Source organism: Streptomyces sp. NPDC091280, assembly GCF_044768565.1.
Taxonomy (GTDB): domain Bacteria; phylum Actinomycetota; class Actinomycetes; order Streptomycetales; family Streptomycetaceae; genus Streptomyces.
The window spans coordinates 601,553-617,544 of record NZ_JBIVUZ010000002.1; the positions used below are offsets into that span (position 1 = coordinate 601,553).

16 protein-coding genes are annotated in these 15,992 nt (G+C 65.6%); 10 read left to right on the forward strand and 6 right to left on the reverse strand.

The genetic code is table 11. The features are described 5' to 3' along the window. The first annotated feature begins 16 nt into the window (after positions 1 to 16). The 10 genes from ACIQPR_RS09265 (at position 17) to ACIQPR_RS09310 (ending at position 10,312) form a co-directional block, all read left to right on the forward strand. Entirely contained in the window at positions 17 to 937 is a 921-nt protein-coding gene (locus ACIQPR_RS09265) for an ABC transporter permease (protein ID WP_403644309.1), read from the forward strand. Between the two features lie 86 nt (positions 938 to 1,023). After that, on the forward strand, positions 1,024 to 1,806 hold the full coding sequence (locus ACIQPR_RS09270; RefSeq protein ID WP_403644312.1) for an ABC transporter permease: 783 nt from the start codon (positions 1,024 to 1,026) through the stop codon (positions 1,804 to 1,806). A 31-nt stretch (positions 1,807 to 1,837) separates the two neighbouring features. Continuing rightward, on the forward strand, positions 1,838 to 2,923 hold the full coding sequence (locus ACIQPR_RS09275) for a PotD/PotF family extracellular solute-binding protein (RefSeq protein WP_403644314.1): 1,086 nt from the start codon (positions 1,838 to 1,840) through the stop codon (positions 2,921 to 2,923). Then, the gene (locus tag ACIQPR_RS09280; RefSeq protein ID WP_403644317.1) at positions 2,920 to 4,044 is read left to right on the forward strand and encodes an ABC transporter ATP-binding protein; all 1,125 of its coding nucleotides are present in this window, start codon (positions 2,920 to 2,922) and stop codon (positions 4,042 to 4,044) included. The genes ACIQPR_RS09275 and ACIQPR_RS09280 overlap by 4 nt, the downstream gene beginning before the upstream one ends. Before the next feature lie 82 nt (positions 4,045 to 4,126). Beyond that, entirely contained in the window at positions 4,127 to 4,249 is a 123-nt protein-coding gene (locus tag ACIQPR_RS09285; protein ID WP_403644320.1) for a hypothetical protein, read from the forward strand. Beyond that, the gene (locus ACIQPR_RS09290; RefSeq protein WP_403644323.1) at positions 4,246 to 5,649 is read left to right on the forward strand and encodes an NAD(P)/FAD-dependent oxidoreductase; all 1,404 of its coding nucleotides are present in this window, start codon (positions 4,246 to 4,248) and stop codon (positions 5,647 to 5,649) included. The genes ACIQPR_RS09285 and ACIQPR_RS09290 overlap by 4 nt, the downstream gene beginning before the upstream one ends. A gap of 355 nt (positions 5,650 to 6,004) precedes the next feature. Beyond that, the gene (locus tag ACIQPR_RS09295) at positions 6,005 to 7,348 is read left to right on the forward strand and encodes an NAD-dependent succinate-semialdehyde dehydrogenase (protein ID WP_403644326.1); all 1,344 of its coding nucleotides are present in this window, start codon (positions 6,005 to 6,007) and stop codon (positions 7,346 to 7,348) included. A gap of 261 nt (positions 7,349 to 7,609) precedes the next feature. Continuing rightward, positions 7,610 to 9,025, forward strand: a complete 1,416-nt coding sequence (locus tag ACIQPR_RS09300; RefSeq protein ID WP_403644329.1) for an NAD(P)/FAD-dependent oxidoreductase — start codon at positions 7,610 to 7,612, stop codon at positions 9,023 to 9,025. A gap of 160 nt (positions 9,026 to 9,185) precedes the next feature. Beyond that, positions 9,186 to 9,950, forward strand: a complete 765-nt coding sequence (locus tag ACIQPR_RS09305) for an FAD-dependent oxidoreductase (protein ID WP_403644332.1) — start codon at positions 9,186 to 9,188, stop codon at positions 9,948 to 9,950. Further along, on the forward strand, positions 9,947 to 10,312 hold the full coding sequence (locus ACIQPR_RS09310; RefSeq protein ID WP_403644335.1) for a RidA family protein: 366 nt from the start codon (positions 9,947 to 9,949) through the stop codon (positions 10,310 to 10,312). Before ACIQPR_RS09305 ends, ACIQPR_RS09310 begins: the two co-directional genes overlap by 4 nt. A 592-nt stretch (positions 10,313 to 10,904) precedes the next feature. On the opposite strand, the gene ACIQPR_RS09315 is transcribed toward ACIQPR_RS09310, so the two are convergent. The 6 genes from ACIQPR_RS09315 to ACIQPR_RS09340 all read right to left on the reverse strand — a co-directional run bounded on the left by ACIQPR_RS09315 (position 10,905) and on the right by ACIQPR_RS09340 (position 15,722). Beyond that, entirely contained in the window at positions 10,905 to 11,582 is a 678-nt protein-coding gene (locus ACIQPR_RS09315) for an HAD family hydrolase (protein ID WP_403644337.1), read from the reverse strand. Then, the gene (locus tag ACIQPR_RS09320; RefSeq protein WP_403644340.1) at positions 11,579 to 12,250 is read right to left on the reverse strand and encodes a 2'-5' RNA ligase family protein; all 672 of its coding nucleotides are present in this window, start codon (positions 12,248 to 12,250) and stop codon (positions 11,579 to 11,581) included. Before ACIQPR_RS09320 ends, ACIQPR_RS09315 begins: the two co-directional genes overlap by 4 nt. A gap of 61 nt (positions 12,251 to 12,311) precedes the next feature. Further along, positions 12,312 to 13,691, reverse strand: a complete 1,380-nt coding sequence (locus ACIQPR_RS09325) for an ABC transporter substrate-binding protein (RefSeq protein WP_403644343.1) — start codon at positions 13,689 to 13,691, stop codon at positions 12,312 to 12,314. A 41-nt stretch (positions 13,692 to 13,732) separates the two neighbouring features. Continuing rightward, the gene (locus ACIQPR_RS09330) at positions 13,733 to 14,608 is read right to left on the reverse strand and encodes a carbohydrate ABC transporter permease (protein ID WP_403644345.1); all 876 of its coding nucleotides are present in this window, start codon (positions 14,606 to 14,608) and stop codon (positions 13,733 to 13,735) included. A gap of 8 nt (positions 14,609 to 14,616) precedes the next feature. Beyond that, positions 14,617 to 15,522, reverse strand: a complete 906-nt coding sequence (locus ACIQPR_RS09335) for a carbohydrate ABC transporter permease (protein WP_403644348.1) — start codon at positions 15,520 to 15,522, stop codon at positions 14,617 to 14,619. After that, on the reverse strand, positions 15,519 to 15,722 hold the full coding sequence (locus ACIQPR_RS09340; RefSeq protein ID WP_403644351.1) for a hypothetical protein: 204 nt from the start codon (positions 15,720 to 15,722) through the stop codon (positions 15,519 to 15,521). Before ACIQPR_RS09340 ends, ACIQPR_RS09335 begins: the two co-directional genes overlap by 4 nt. Positions 15,723 to 15,992 lie beyond the last annotated feature (270 nt).

Consider the following 15,992-nt stretch of genomic DNA (forward strand, 5'->3'; position numbering starts at 1 on the left):
AGGGAGAGTGGTTTCCGTGTCCGTAACGCACGACCTGCCTCGTGAGGCACCGCCCGCAGAAAACGGGACCAGCGTCGCACGACGGCTTCGAGGCCTCAGCGACCTCGGACTCCTGGCGCCCGCGGCACTGACCGTGATCATGTTCGTGGTGATCCCGCTCATCGTGGTCATCCGCACGAGCTTCGCGCACGCCGGCGCCTACGGCGGAATCGAGGGCGGCTGGACGCTCGAGAACTACCGGGAGCTCTACGACCCGGTCTACCTGAAGGTACTGACCTACAGCCTCTACCTGGCGACCGCGAACACGATCATCTGCGGACTCGTCGGATACTTCGTGGCCTACTACATCGCCACCAAGTCGGCCCGCGTGCAGTCGATGCTGCTGTTGCTGATCATCGTCCCGTTCTGGACCGACTTCCTGGTCCGCGTCTTCGCCTGGATCAACCTCCTCAGCCCCGGCGGACCCATCAGCAGCTTCCTCGACGTCTTCGGCTGGCACCACGCCACCGACGGCTGGATCCCCAGCACCGGGGCCGTCTTCCTCGGACTGCTGTACATCTTCCTGCCGACGGCGGTCTTCCCCATCTACGCCTCGATGCGCCAGCTCGACATGTCGCTCACCGAGGCCGCCGCCGATCTGGGATGCGGCTGGTTCGGAATCCACCGGCGCGTTCTCCTCCCGCTCGTGCAACCGGGGCTCATCGGCGCCGCGCTGCTGACCTTCATCCCCTCCCTCGGCGTGTTCGTCATCCCGGTCCTGCTGGGAGGCGGCAAGAACCAGCTGATCGGGAACGTGATCGTCACTCTCAACACCGAGTACCGGAATCAGCCGATGGGAGCAGCCGCATCCGCAATGCTGCTCGCGCTCATGGCCGTGGCGCTTCTTGCCCTGGGCGCACTTGCCCGGCGCGCTCGACGAAAGGCAGCCCCACGATGACCGACAGCACCGAACGCACCACCGAGTCTGACCGCACCCCGCCGGCACGGCGACGACCGCGAGGAAAGCGCCAGCGGCGACACCCGATGGACGTCGTGACCGGGCTGGTCGCCAAAGCGGCGATCGTGTTCCTCTACGTGCCCATCGTCGCCGTCATCGTGCTGTCCTTCAACGACTCCGACGTCACCTACAAATGGGGCGGCTTCACCACCCGCTGGTATGACGTACTCCTCCACGACACGCCCCTGCTCGACGCTCTGCGCACCAGCGTGATCGTCGGCGCTGTCTCCGCGACACTGGCCACCGTCCTCGGCTTCATGGCCGCAGCCGGGCTGAACAAGAGCAACCTCCCCGGCAAGAAACTCTTCACGGGTCTGCTCGCCGCACCCCTGATCATCCCCGAGATCGTCCTGGGCGCCGCGCTCCTGACCGTGTTCGTGCAGGCCAACGTCAGCCTCGGGTTCACCACACTCTCGGTGAGCCACCTCGTCGTCACCCTTCCCTACGCGGTGCTCATCCTCACGGGTGCCTACTCCACCCTCGACCCGTCGCTTCCCGAAGCCGCCACCGACCTCGGCTGTACCGGGTGGCAGACCATGCGCCGCGTCACCATCCCCCTCATGGCCCCGTCGCTCCTCGCCACGTGGCTGCTGACCTTCACCATCTCGTTCGGGACCATCGTCATCTCGACGTTCACGAACGGCGTCGGCACGACGACGCTGCCGCTCCGGGTCTACTCGCTCCTCAAAACGGGGCTCACGCCGGAGATCAATGCTCTGGGAACTGTCCTGATCGGAGTCACGATGCTGATCGTTCTGCTGGTGGGTGCCCGCCAGATGCGCGACATCGTCGCCTCCGACCGCAACTAACTGATTCGCGAGTCGATAACCAGGAGAAGCAATGCGCACGACACCTTCGATCGCTGTCTCAGCGATCACCGTCCTTGCCCTCTCGGCCCTCTCCGCCTGTAGTGGGAACGGCAGCGGGAGTGCCTCCGCAGACGTCTCGAGCGCCCCCAAGACCAAGAAGCTCAACATCTACGCGTGGGACGGCGAGATCCCGGCCTCGGTGGTCAAGAAGTTCGAGGCCGAGACCGGAGTCCACGTCACGATCGACACGTTCGACAGCAACGACACGATGATCTCCAAGCTCGCCGGCGGCGCCGGCGGATACGACATCGTCGAGCCCACCCAGAACGCCGTCCAGGCCCTCGTCGCCCAGAACCTCGTCCAGAAACTGGACCAGTCCGAGATCAAGGGCCTCGACAACCTCGGGGCGAAGTGGCGCAACCCGAGCTTCGATCCCAACAACGCCCACAGCATCCCCTGGGTCTGGGGAACCACCGGCCTCGCCTACAACGACCAGTGCGTCAAGCAGGCGCCGACCTCGTGGAAGGCACTGTGGGACAAGCAGTACAAGGGCAAGATCTACATGCTCGACAACATGCTCTCCGCCTACGTCCCAGCCCTGCAGGTCAACGGCTACTCGGCCGCCAGCACCAGCAAGGCCGAGATCGAGAAGGCGACCAAGTCACTCGTCGATCAGAAGCCACTCCTCGCGGGCTACAACGCCACCAACTACCCCGACCTGCTCAGCAGCGGCCAGGCCTGCCTCGCTGAGGCCTGGAGCGGCACCACGATGGCGAAGGCCCTCGACGCCAACTCCCACGTCCACTACGTCCTGCCCAAGGAGGGCGGGACCGTGTGGACCGACACCTTCAGCGTTGTCCGCAACGCCCCCAACCTCGCCAACGCCTACAAGTGGCTGAACTTCACGCTCCGGCCCGACATCGCTGCCCTCGGATCCAACGACGGCAACCAGGCCGTGGCGAACGAGGCCGCCCTGAAGGACGTCAAGCCCGCGCTGAAGAACAACCCGGCCGTCTATGCGCCGACCAAGTCCATCGCGAACGCCGACTTCGTCCTCGATCCCGGCACGGCGATGCAGTACTTCCAGCAGGGCTGGACCAAGGTGAGGGCCTCGTGACCAAGACGATGACGGACCCAGTGCAGTCCTCCCGCGCCGACGGCCAGAAGGTGGCCATCGAGCTGACCGACGTCTGTAAATCGTTCGGATCGGGCAACGCGGTCGACAGAGTCTCGATGCGCATCATGGACAACGAGTTCTTCTCGATTCTCGGGCCCTCCGGATGCGGCAAGACGACCCTCATGCGCATGATCGCAGGCTTCGAGAAGCCGACCACCGGCTCCATCCTCCTGCACGGCGAACCCATCGAGACCAAGCCGGCCCACAAGCGCGACCTCAACATGGTGTTCCAGAGCTACGCGCTCTTCCCGCACCTGTCGGTGTACGACAACGTGGCCTTCGAACTCAAGGTACGCAAGCACCCCAAGAAGGACATCGGCCCGGCCGTCCGCGACGCCCTCGCACTGGTCCACCTGACCGGCATGGAGGACCGCAAACCGAACGAACTCTCCGGCGGGCAACGCCAGCGCGTCGCACTGGCCCGCGCACTGGTGTCCAGGCCGGCTCTGGTCCTCCTCGACGAGCCACTGGGCGCGCTGGACCTCAAGCTGCGCAAGCAGATGCAGGTGGAGCTGAAGCGGATGCAGCGCGAGGTCGGGATCACCTTCGTCTACGTGACTCACGACCAGGAGGAGGCGCTGACCATGTCGGACCGCATCGCGGTCATGAACAACGGCGTACTGCTCCAGGTCGAGGACCCGCAGGCGCTCTACGACCGACCCGCGACGCGCTTCGTGGCCGACTTCATCGGCGTCTCCAACGTCTTGACCGGCCCCGTGAAGAGCCGCGGCGGACAGCTCGTCGCCGAGCTCGAGGGCATCGGCCCCGTTCCCGCGGCTATCGACCAGGCCGCCGACCTGGCCCACGCATCCATCCGACCCGAACTCGTCAACATCAGCGGACTCGACAGCCCCGACACCGACGACGTAGTGACGGTGGGAGAGATCACCGAGTCCATCTTCCTGGGACGCGAGACCGAATACCGCATCGCTGTCACCGGCCGAGAGATGCCGATCCTCGCCCACGTGGCCAACACCGGAGGCAGCCAACACCGCTTTCCCGTCGGCCAGAAGGTCAAGGTCAGCTGGGCGCACGACAGCATCCGCTGGCTCCGCGACTGACCGAGCAACAACCACCCAGACGTCGCCTAGATGGTCGCGCCAGTTCCCAACAACGGCACAAGCACGCACAGAACGGAGCACCATGACCGCCTCGGTAGCGACCCAGACCTCCGATCTCGGCATACAGACGCACTTCGACGAGATGGAGCAGATCCTGCGCCACGTCCTCACCGATGCCGACGAACTTACCCAGGACGGCCGATGACAGACCAAGCGGCGGGCCCCTTGGGCCAGCTTCTGCAACGGTGCCTGTGGTTCGATCAGCTGGACGCGACAGTCGTTCCCAGGCCGGGCCTGCTGGGAACGACTCACGCGGACGTGGTGATCGTCGGTGCGGGATTGACAGGGCTCTGGACGGCCTATTACCTCGCCTTGGAGAGGCCCGATCTCCAGATCGTCGTCGTAGAGCGTGAAGTCGCGGGCTTCGGCGCCTCCGGGCGCAACGGCGGATGGGCGAACGCGGGAATCGCCGGGTCCGCCTCGCTCTACGCCCGGCGATCCGGACCGGCGGCGGTCCACGCAGCCGAAATCGAGACGAACCACGCCGTGAGCGAGATCGGTGCCGTCATCAACCGACACGGCATCACGTGCGACTACAACAAGGGCGGATCGCTCGCGGTAGCGATGACCGAACCCCAGCTACAGCGGTTGCAGGCCGAGTACGGCGCCAAGCAACGCCTGAACCCGGAGGCAACCGACCTGCAGTGGCTGAACCGAGACCAAGTCAAGGAGCGCGTGAACATCCCTGACGTTCGCGCGGGGCTGTTCACACCTCACGCCGCTCGGATCCAGCCGGCAAAGCTGGTGCGAGAACTTGCCCTCGTGGTCGAACAGATGGGTGTCCAGATCGCGGAGAACACCGCGGTCACGGGCGTTCGCTCCGGTGTCGTCGAGACGGACGGAGGTTCCCTCGCCTCCCCGGTCGTCATCCTCGCCACGGAGGCCTACACCACTCAGCTGCCCGGTCGCCACCGGCGATATCTGCCACTCACATCGCTGATGGTCGCAACAGAACCGCTGCCACCTGATGTGTGGAACTCGCTGGGATGGCCAGCGGGCATGACGATCCGGGACAAGAGGCACCTCTTCTTCTACGCACAGCGAACTGCCGACGGCCGTATCGCCATCGGCGGCCGGGGGGCTCCCTACCGACTCGGAAGTCCGATCGACTCCGAGAACGAGGTCAGCGCCGAAGTCGCGGACAGGCTCCAGCAGACGCTTCGCCAGCACTTCCCCCAAACTGCCGAAGCACGAGTGACCCATCACTGGGGCGGCCCGCTCGGGGTGCCCAGGGATTGGTGCATGTCGGTCGGCTATGACACGAGCACGAAGATCGGCTGGGCCGGGGGCTATTCAGGTCACGGCGTGACGGCGACGAACATCGCAGGGCGGACGCTCCGCGACCTCGTTCTCAACCGATCCACCGCTCTCACCAAGCTCCCATGGGTCGCTCACCGCGCCCGCGGCTGGGAGCCCGAACCGTTGCGCTGGCTCGCCAGCAACTCGATCGTCCGGGTCCTGGGCAGCGCGGACCGCAAGGAAGATCGAACCGATCGACCGGCACGGCGGGTCGCGACGGTCGCACCCTTTCTGCCGCCGAGCTAGAAGTCCTGAAGATCTTGAAATCACGCCCCGCCTGCACCGGTCAATGGTGATTGACATTTATCAGCGATCCCGGGCGAACCGGGCGGCCAGAGCAAGATCTTCATCAGTCTTCCAGGCCGCCCGCCGAAGGTCTCGAGCGAGCCCCGTCAGGCAGTCCGGCCTCCGGGCAAAAATCCAAGAGTTGCACTGCTGCAGCGAGGAGAAAGAGTGCGGATCGCCGTTCCGAAGGAAGTCAACGAACACGAGTACAGGGTGGCGATCCCGCACTCCACGCCGCTGCCGACCCACGCAGTGACGGCGCCGCCCTGGGTGCCCGGATTCAGCCACGGACGCTGACCCAAGATCGGACATCGTCATGACCACATATGCTGTCACCAACCCAAACACGGGTGAACTGGTGCAGAGTTACCCGACCGCTACCGATGTCGAAGTCGAGGCTGCGCTCGCCTTGGCGATGTCAGCCGGCAAGGGCTGGGCCCGGACGACGCTCGCTGAGCGCGCCGTGCTGGTGAAGCGCGTCGCCGAACTGCATGACAAGCGCAAAGATGAACTGGCTGCGATCATCGTCCGTGAGATGGGCAAGCCGCTCGGGGACGCTGTCGGCGAGGTGGAGTTCAGCGCGGCCATCTACCGGTACTACGCCGACCATGCGGAGAAGCTGCTCGCCGACGAGCCGGTCGAGCTGCTCGACGGCGAGGGCTCGGCCCTGATCCGGCGGTCGCCGTACGGCGTCTTGCTCGGAATCATGCCGTGGAACTTCCCGTACTACCAGGTGGCCCGGTTCGCCGGCCCGAATCTGTGCATTGGGAACCCGATCATCCTGAAGCACGCGCCGCAGTGCCCCGAGTCGGCCGCCGCGATCCAGCAGATCTATGACGACGCGGGTTTCCCGCCAGGCGTCTACGCCAACGTCTACGCCAGCAATGAGCAGGTCGCGGCCGTGATCGCCGACCCACGCGTCGCCGGCGTCTCGCTGACGGGCTCAGAGCGCGCGGGCGCGGCCGTCGCCGAGATCGCGGGCCGCAACCTGAAGAAGGTCGTCCTCGAGCTCGGTGGTTCGGACCCTTTCATCCTGCTGTCCACCGACGATCTCGACGGGGCTGTCGAGGCGGCCGTCACCGCGCGTCTGGACAACACCGGCCAGTCGTGCAATGCGGCGAAGCGGTTCATCGTCGCGGAGGAGCTCTACGAGCCGTTCGTGGAGAAGTTCACCGAGGCCATCAAGGCGGGCGCCGAGGGAATCTCACCACTGTCGTCGGTCGCCGCCGCCGACCGGCTGCAGGCGCAGGTCGACACTGCCGTCGAGCAGGGTGCGGACCTGGTGTCGGCCGGCAAGCGTGACGGCGCCTTCTTCCCGACCGGGGTCCTGACCGGCGTCACCCCGGAGAACGACGTCTACCACCAGGAGCTGTTCGGTCCTGTGGCGATGGTTTTCAAGGCGTCGTCGGAGGAGGAGGCGGTGTCGATTGCCAACGACATCCCCTTCGGTCTCGGCTCCTACGTCTTCACGACGGACCCGGAGCAGGCCGAGCGCGTTGCCGACCGGATCGAGGCCGGCATGGTGTTCGTGAACGGGGTCCTGCTCGATGGTGTCGAGCTGCCCTTCGGCGGCATCAAGCGCTCCGGCTTCGGCCGCGAGCTCGGCCGGTACGGCATCGATGAGTTCGTGAACAAGAAGCTGATCCGCACGGTCCGCTGACGGCCCGCTCACACCGACAACGCTTCCCCGTCAACGAAGTGGGGTGTCGACGGCCCAGCCAGTGAGGGCATCACCACGTGTTCCCGACGCTGACGTGGCATCACCCACCCGCGCCGGGCGGGGAAGCGCCTTTGGGGGTGCGCCGCTTCGACCCCGAGATCGGTTGGTCGATCCGCGCACTCGCCCAACCTCGTTTTGCTTACCCAATATCGATTGGCAGATCTTCATGATTCAGTTCCAGCCGGCGTTCCCGAGCAACCGATGAAACGCCACAGCACGGTCTTCGAACGACAGGCGCCGCCCGATGCCCTGGTGACGGAGGCACTGCGCTCGGCTGAGCGGCGGGTGTTCTGGCTGGACGACGCGCCGGGTGTCGACCACCCGCAGCTGACCGGCTCGATCGATGCCGACTTGACAGTCGTAGGGGGCGGCTACTGCGGGCTGTGGACCGCGCTGCTGGCCAAGCGGCGCGATCCCGCAGCGCGGATCGTGCTGCTCGAGGCCGAGTCAATCGGCTGGGCTGCGTCGGGACGCAACGGCGGATTCGCCGAGGCGAGTCTGACGCACGGCGCGGAGAACGGCCGCAGCCGCTGGCCCGACGAGTACGACACCATCGAGCAGCTGGGCATCGATAACCTCGACGCCCTCGAGCGCGATGTCACCGAGCTCGGGATGGACGTGCAGCTCGAGCGGACGGGCGTTCTGTCGGTCGCGTACGAGCCGCACCAGGTGCAATGGCTGGAGGAGGGCTCTTACGGCGAGTGGCTCGACGAGGGCGCCGTGCAGGCCGAGATCGCCAGTCCGATCTTCCGCGCAGGACGCTGGGCCAAGGACGACAGGGCGCTGGTGCACCCCGGTCGCCTGGCCCGTGAGCTGGCGCGGGTCGCCGCCGATCTCGGCGTCGAGATCTTCGAACGCTCCGCTGTCACAGGCCTGGGTTCGGCTCGCACCGGACGGGTCGACGTACGGACGACCTACGGTTTGGTCCGCAGCCGGAAGGTCGCGCTCGCGACCAATGTGTTCCGACCCCTGCTGCGTCGGTCACGGCTGTCGACCGTTCCGGTCTACGACTACGTCCTGATGACCGAGCCGCTCTCCGCGGCGCAGATGAGCACGATCGGCTGGCAGCACCGGCAGGGCGTGAGCGACTTGGCCAACCAGTTCCACTACTCCCGGCTGACCGCCGACAACCGGATCCTCTATGGCGGCTACGACGCGATCTACCACGCGGGACGACGTGTCCGTCCGGAGTACGAGGACCGTGACGAGTCCTATCGCCGGCTCGCGTCACATCTCCTGACGACGTATCCGCAGCTTGAGGGCGTGGGCATCAGCCACCGCTGGGCGGGCGCGATCGACACCTCGACGCAGTTCTGCGCGTTCCACGGGCTGGCCCGTCGCGGCCGGGTCGCCTATGCCGCCGGGTTCACCGGGCTCGGCGTGGCCGCGACACGGTTTGCAGCGGAGGTCATGCTCGACCGGCTCGACGGGAAGACGACCCCGCGCACCCGCCTGGGGATGGTGCGCAAGAAGCCGCTGCCGTTCCCGCCCGAGCCGTTCGCGAAGCTCGGGATCGAGGCCACGAAATGGTCGCTCGACCGTGCCGATCACCGTGAAGGACGCCGCAACCTGATGCTGCGGACGCTCGACCGGCTCGGACTGGGGTTCGACTCGTGACCGGCACGCAGCGAATCCTGCACGCCGACATCCTGACCGCAACGCTGACATCCGATGTCCTGGACCCGTCCGACTTGGTCTCCGGCACACCGGCGGTCACATCGGCAGACCTCGCCTCGATCTCAGGTGTCGACCTGCACATGACACCACGCAGGTCGGCGTGCTGGTCGTCGGTACGGGAGCAGCGGGACTTTCGGCGGCGTACGTCCTGCAGCAGGCGGGACATACGATCCGGGTTCTGGAGGCGCGCGAGCACGTCGGCGGGCGTCTCTGGACCGACGAGGTCGACCCCGAGAGACGAGCCGCCAAGCGCCCTCGACCTCAAGCTGCGCAAGCAGATGCAGGTGGAGCTGAAGCGCATGCAGCGCGGGGCCGCTATCACGTTCGTCTACCTGACCCATGGCCAAGAAGAAGCACTGACCATGTCCGACCGCATCGCGGTCATGAACAACGGCGTACCGCTTCAGGCCGAGGACCCTCAGTCGCCCTACAACCGACCCGCGACGCTCTTCGTGGCCGGCTTCATCGGCGTCTCCAACCCCTTCATCGGCCCCGTGAAGACGTACGGCGCGCAGCACGCCGCAACACCGGAGGCAGCCAACACCGCTTTCCCGCCGGCCACGAGGCCAAGCTCAGCTGGGCGCACGACAGCATCCGTTGGCTCTACGACTGGCCGAGCATCAACCGCCATGACGCACTGCGGTTGCGCGACGACCGTGACGAAGCAACGGCATTGCCCGTGCTGCCGGCCCCGGCAGAACCGCATCGAGAGCGCGGATCAGTTCCGCTGCTGGCTGTAGCAACCGAGTCCGCAGGAAGCACTCCGCCCCGTCGAACGCCAGTCGATCTACTACCGAGCGATCCATCCAAAAAGGCGCCGCAACCATGTCCCGTCCGACCACTACCGATTGATAGATCATCATGATTCAGTTCCATCCGAACCCGCCCGCCGAAGGCCTGTCGTCCGACTGCACGATCGTCGGCGACCTCGTGTTCACCACTCAGATTCCGGTCGACGACAATGACGTCATGCCTGAAGGCATCGGCGCCCAGGCGGCGCTCGTTCTCGAGCAGACCCGCAAAACACTGGAGAGCGTCGGATCGACCATGGCTGACGTCGCTCACCTCACCATCTACCTGACCGACATCGGCCATCGCGCGGTATTCAACAAGTCGTACGCGCAGGCCTTCCAGCCTCCGTACCCGGTCCGTGCTGCGATCGGAATCGACCAGCTGGCGCGGCCCGGGATGTTGGTCGAAGTTACGGCCATCGCAGCCCGACGCTGAGCGCGGAGACTGTGCATGGGCGCCTTGGTCGCCCGTGGAGACCACGCAGGCGAGCCGGCCGCCGTTCCGCAACGATTCTGAAGGCACGCGCGGCGGCGGAAGCGTTGCCTTTCCGTACTCCTGAGAGAAGAGACGCGCCGACGGGCGAGAAGCACGTCCAGTCCGTGCTCGCTCACCCGTCGGCGCGTCAATATCTTGTAGGCCCTGAGTCTTGGGCAACGGCGTTTCCAGGCAATATCACGTGACGGCGAAGCCGATGATCCCGCCAGTGATGTTGCCCAGGACCCGGATGCCGTCGGGACAGATCATCATCAGGACCCCGGCGACAGCGAAGCCGGACACCATGCGGACAACGGCGCCATACGGCAGTACCGGCCGGCATGGGCCCGGCGGAGTTTTTCCGAAGGGTGAGTATCGCCGACATCGACGCCGAAGACCGCTCTCCCTCTTACCCGGCGGCTGCCCACCCTGGGCGAAACCCTTCTCGTACTCGCGGCTTCTGCACGGCTTGCCCTGTCCGCCGAGAAGTCGAACGAGGCGGCAAAGTCCACTCGGGCATGCTCGGCGTGACCCGACTCCACAACCTGTCCCTTTACCCGACAACTCCCGGGCGGCTAGGAGACTCTTTGGTGAGGAAGCCAGCGTCGACCAGATCCGTCGAGGCTTGTTCTCCGGAGGTCCAGAGGTAGGCGTTCCATCCGGCTGTGCGTGCACCTTCGACGTTGACAGGCCGGTCGTCGAGGAACGTGATCTGCCCCGGGGAGACTTCGAGGACGGACTGGACGTGCCTGTACAGAGCCAGGTCCGGCTTTGCCATTCCCAGTTCCGAGGAGAAGAACCAGTGGTCAATCCACTGCGCCCATGGTGTCGTCCGGGCAGCTACGGCCATCTCGGGGGTCGCGTTGGACAGGATGGCGACGGGTACGCCTGCCGTGTGCAGCGTTTCAAGCAGAACGCTGGCGTCGTCCCGGATTGCGACCCACGCCTCCGTGTCCATGCGCGTGAGGTCGTCCACGAGCTCAGCGGTATGGGTGGCTTGGAGCTCTGCGAGAACCCTGGTCCAATATTCTTGCGCCGATCCGCCGCGGTCGTACGCGTCGCGGTGGTTCCAGTACGCGCGCTCTTCGGCAACAGGGTCATGCCCGATCAAGCGCGCCAGGCGCTCGTGCAGATCGGCCGGGGAGGCGAGCACTTCTCCGAGGTCGAAGACGACGACCTTGCGTTCATCGCTTGCGCCCGCGCCTGGCGCGGCAGTGTCAAGAGAACTCATGCCTGCGCCGCCCGCTGAATCGGTGCGGCCTTGAACGTGCTGACCGTGGACACGGTGTTTGCGGTGTCCCAGGACTGCAGGTGCCGCCACGTCAGAGTCTCCCACCAGTACCCGTCCCAGTCCGCGCGGAACTCAAAGAGGGTGTACCAGCGAGCGGTGAAAGACGCCGGCGGCTGCCAGTCCAGTTCGTCGATGAACTCTCCAATTTCTCCCGAGCGCCGGTTGTCCACCATGAGTTCGTGGCTGGCGAGTGACAGGTGCGCCTCGAACTCCTGCTCTTCGACAGGCGGGACGAGGTACTCGTACGTGGGAATTGACAGCGGGAGAACAGCTTCTCGCACGGCCTGTGCGAGCGCATTGAGCGGGACGTTGGGCTTGTCGCCGCTCTCGTCGCGGTTGATGTTGTAGGCGTGCCCCACCGGCGAGTGCTGAACACCCGGGTTGTAAACGGTGAAGGGTTCGGTTTCAGCGAATACGGGATCCAGGACCGCAATGAGCTCGTCGACGGAGGCGTCGGTTTTCATGTTGCCGACCAGCGTGGCATGAGGCGGGAATGCACCCGCCGAGAGCAGGCCGAATTGGTGGCGAAGCGCGGTGGTGATCTGAGTGACGTTCCAACACGTGCGCGCGTCGGGACGCAGGTACACGCCGTACCGGACCTGGTGCATGATTTCTTCCTTCGTCGGAGCGGGTCCGGGAGGATGGCTCCCGGACCCGCTGGGTGTCGCGTTACTTGCCCAGCTGCTCGCTGTACTGCTTCAGTGCTGTCTCGGCCTTGGCCGCTGCGGAGTCAAGCGCGCTGCCGACGCTCTTGGTGCCTGCGAAGATCGCCTGCATTTCGCCGACGTTGGCGGTGCGGATGGCCGTCATCGCTCCGGTGACGCACCCGGACGTCACGGAGTTGACCGGAGTGTTGCCCACCAGCTTGGGGAACTTCGCGTATGTCGGGTTGGCGGCGAGGAACGCCTTCTGGGATGCGGTGCCCGCGACCGCCGTGTTGGTCGGGATGTATCCGGTGGCCTGGCTGAACTGTTCCTGCGCGGCGGCGGAGGCCAGGTACGACTCGAACTTCCACCCGGCCACCTGCTGCGCCTTCGACGCGGTCGCGCTCAGCCAGAGAGCTGCTCCGCCGATGACGGGGCCTGCCTTGCTGTTGGAAGCCCCGGTCGGGAACGGAAGGGCGTCGTACTTGAACTTGGTGCCGGTCTTCAGGATGCTGAGCGTGCCGGAGCTGCTGAGCATCATCCCGACCTTGCCCGCCTGGAACGCCGAGATTGCGGTGGACCCGTCAGGAGAGCCGTCGACTGCGACGCCGCCGGTGTAGAGGCTCGCGATCTTCGTGATGGCTTCCTTCGCCGCCCCGGTGTTGATGGTGATTTTCGTCGGAGCTTTGCCGGCGCGCCCGTTGTCGGGGCTGCAGAACTCCTGGCCGGAATTGGCGGTCATCTGCTCGAAGTACCAGTCGTCGTCGGGCATGGTGAAGCCCTTCTGACCGGTCTTGCTGGCGAGGGTCTTCGCCGCCGCGACGACGCCGTCGATCGTGGACAGCGAACTGTCTGAGATTCCCGCCTTGTTGAGGAGGTCTCTGTTGACCCAGAGGACCGGCGTCGAGACGTTCATGGGCACCGCCTGCTGCTTGCCGTTGACGGTGTAGTAGTTCCGCGCGGCCGGCACGAGGTCGGCGAGGTCGAGGTCGCCGGGGTTGGCCTTGGCCATGTCCGCGGCGGGGATGCTCTGCTTCACGTCCGTCAGGAAGCCTGTACCGATGTCACTGGCCAGCAGGACCGTCGGGGAGGACTTGTCCCGGATGGACGCGGTGTACTTGGCCAGAAGATCCGCGTACCCGCCCTGGAACGTCGCCGTGACGTGGATGCTGCCCTTGTTCTGGGCGTTGAACTGGTTGACGAGCTTCGTGAGTTCTTCACCGTTGACCGCACTGACCCCGTGCCAGAACGTGATGTTCGTGACGCCCTTTGCGTTCTTGAGCGCGGAAGCTCCTGGGGCCTGTGCGGACGCACCCGAACCGGTAGAGGAGGAGGTGCTCGTGCACGCCGCGAGGAGCGTGGCGAGCGTCGCCGCCATGGCCGCCGAGTAGATTCTCTTCTTCATTGGACTGCCTTCTGGTCTGGTTTTCGAGGGGTATTGACGGATCAGCGGAGTACGCCGCGGGCGAGCCCGTTGACGAGGAACCGTTGGGCGAAGACGACAAGAAGCATGGTGGGGATCACGACCAGTACGGCGCCGGCGAAGACGACGGCGGGGCTGGTCGATTCGGACGCCGCAAGCTGCGAGATACCGACCTGGATGGTTCGGGCCCGCGCCGAATCGGTGATGAGAAGCGGCCAGAAGAAGCCGTTCCAGGCCGCGAGGGCGCTCCAGATGGTGGCGTTGGTCACCTGCGGCCGGCAGGAGGGCAGGATGATGGCGAACAGAGTCCGCAGGTCGCCCGCCCCATCGAGCTTTGCCGCCTCCCATGTCTCGCGCGGCACGGCGGCGAATGCCTGCCGCAGCAGGAAAATGGGGTATCCCGCAGCGAGATAAGGAAGCACCACGCCAAGGATGGTGTTGCGGAAACCGAGCGAGCTGACCAGCTCGTAGTTCGGGATGACGATGCTCTCGCCGGGCACCGCCAAAGTAATGATCACGAGCGCGAACGCGATGTTCCGGCCGCGCCACTGCGGGAACACCAGGGCGTACGCGGCGAGCGCTCCGGTCACCAGCTGAGCGGTCGTCTGCAGGGTGACAACTCCGACGCTGACCAGGTATTGCTGGGCCAGGGGGATTGTCGTTGCGGCTGCTTTGAAGTTCTCAAGAGTCGCGTCGAAGGGGTTCGGGAACAGACCGTCCCGGGCGAAGGATCCGTTGGTGGTGAATGCCCCGACGAAGGAGACGTAGACGGGCAGGAACATGACCGCCGCCAGAATGAGCACGACGACGAACCGTGCGCTGCCGGCAACGGTCAGGCCTCGGGCCGGTCGGCGAGGTTGAGGAGAGGCGGACAGTGGCGCGACGCGTTGGGTCTTCATGATCGTAGTCATGCGTTCTTGTCGATTCCGAGGAGTCGGAACTGGATGAGGGTGATGAGTGCCACGATGAGGATCAGCACGATTGCCACCGCTGACGCGCGGCCGAAGTCCGGAGTTCCGTTGCCGAAGGCCAGCTGATACAGCCGGTAGATGAACGTTGTCGTCGCTCCGGCAGGCCCGCCCCGGGTCAAGACCTGAATCTGCGCGAAGGACTGCAGACCCGCGATGGTCTGGGTGACCACGAGGAACAGGATGCTGGGCCGCATGATCGGCACAAGGATCCGTGACGCGAGCCGGAAACCTCCCGCACCGTCGAGCTGAGCCGCCTCGATCACTTCGGGCGGGACATCGCGGATCGCGGCTGTGAGCACCAGGAACGCGAAGCCGAACTCATACCAGGCTGTGGCGATGGCGATCGCCCAGATGGCTGCGGTCGGCCTGCTGAGCCACTCGGGACCGTCGACGCCGATACCGGAGAGGATGATGTTCAGGATGCCGACCGTGGGCGCGAACAGGCCGGCGAAGATCGCGGAGGCGGATGCCGCGGAATAGGCGAACGGCAACGAAAAGATGATGGTGAACAGTCCGCGGCCGAGGAGATGCGCGCGGAGCAGGATGACGACCACCAGTGCGCTGCCGGTCGCGAGGACCATTCCCAGCACCGCGATCAGTGCCGAGATGAAGACGGTGTAGAGGAAGTCCGGGTCCGTCAGCAGAGAGACGTAATTGCCGAATCCCACGAAACGGGTCGGGTTTCCGAGAATGTCGCTTGCGTAGGCGCTGAGCTCCACTGAGCGGAGGAGGGGGCGGAAGATGAACGTCCCGAGCAGCAGCAACGCCGGCAACGCCAGCCACGGTCCGATCCCGTTGCGACGCCACCTCCGTGAGCGTTGAGCCGTCGCTGGTGCGGTCATGACCACTCCTCTACCGCCTTGAACTCGTTGACGTAGTTTTCGAAGCCGCCCGGGTTCGCCCGGGGCGGGCCGGTGTTCCGCTGCGGCGCCGAGTAGGAGAACGACTCCCACAGCGGCTCTTGGGTGAGGGCGATCAGGGTCGCCGCGTCCGGCCGGGCGAAGTGCGGCACCAGAAGCCACTTCCACGCCTGCTGCCCCACGGATCACCGCCGGGCTTCAGGTGACTGTCCCCGGCCCTGCCCTCCCCCCGGTGAGGCGCGGTCATTCATCGCGCCGCGATCGGGTCACTCCGGGAAGTCACAGACCGCCCTCTTCTGCCTCATAAGCGATCCAACTGGATTGTTCTTCTGCTCGCATGATCGTGGGAGCGCCTCAGGCCGGAGGGCATTCCCAGGGCCGGAGAGGGGACGTTGTGCGTGATCGTCTTGTAGGCAACTCACGCGGGAACGTTCCCGGGTGTTGTTGCCGGT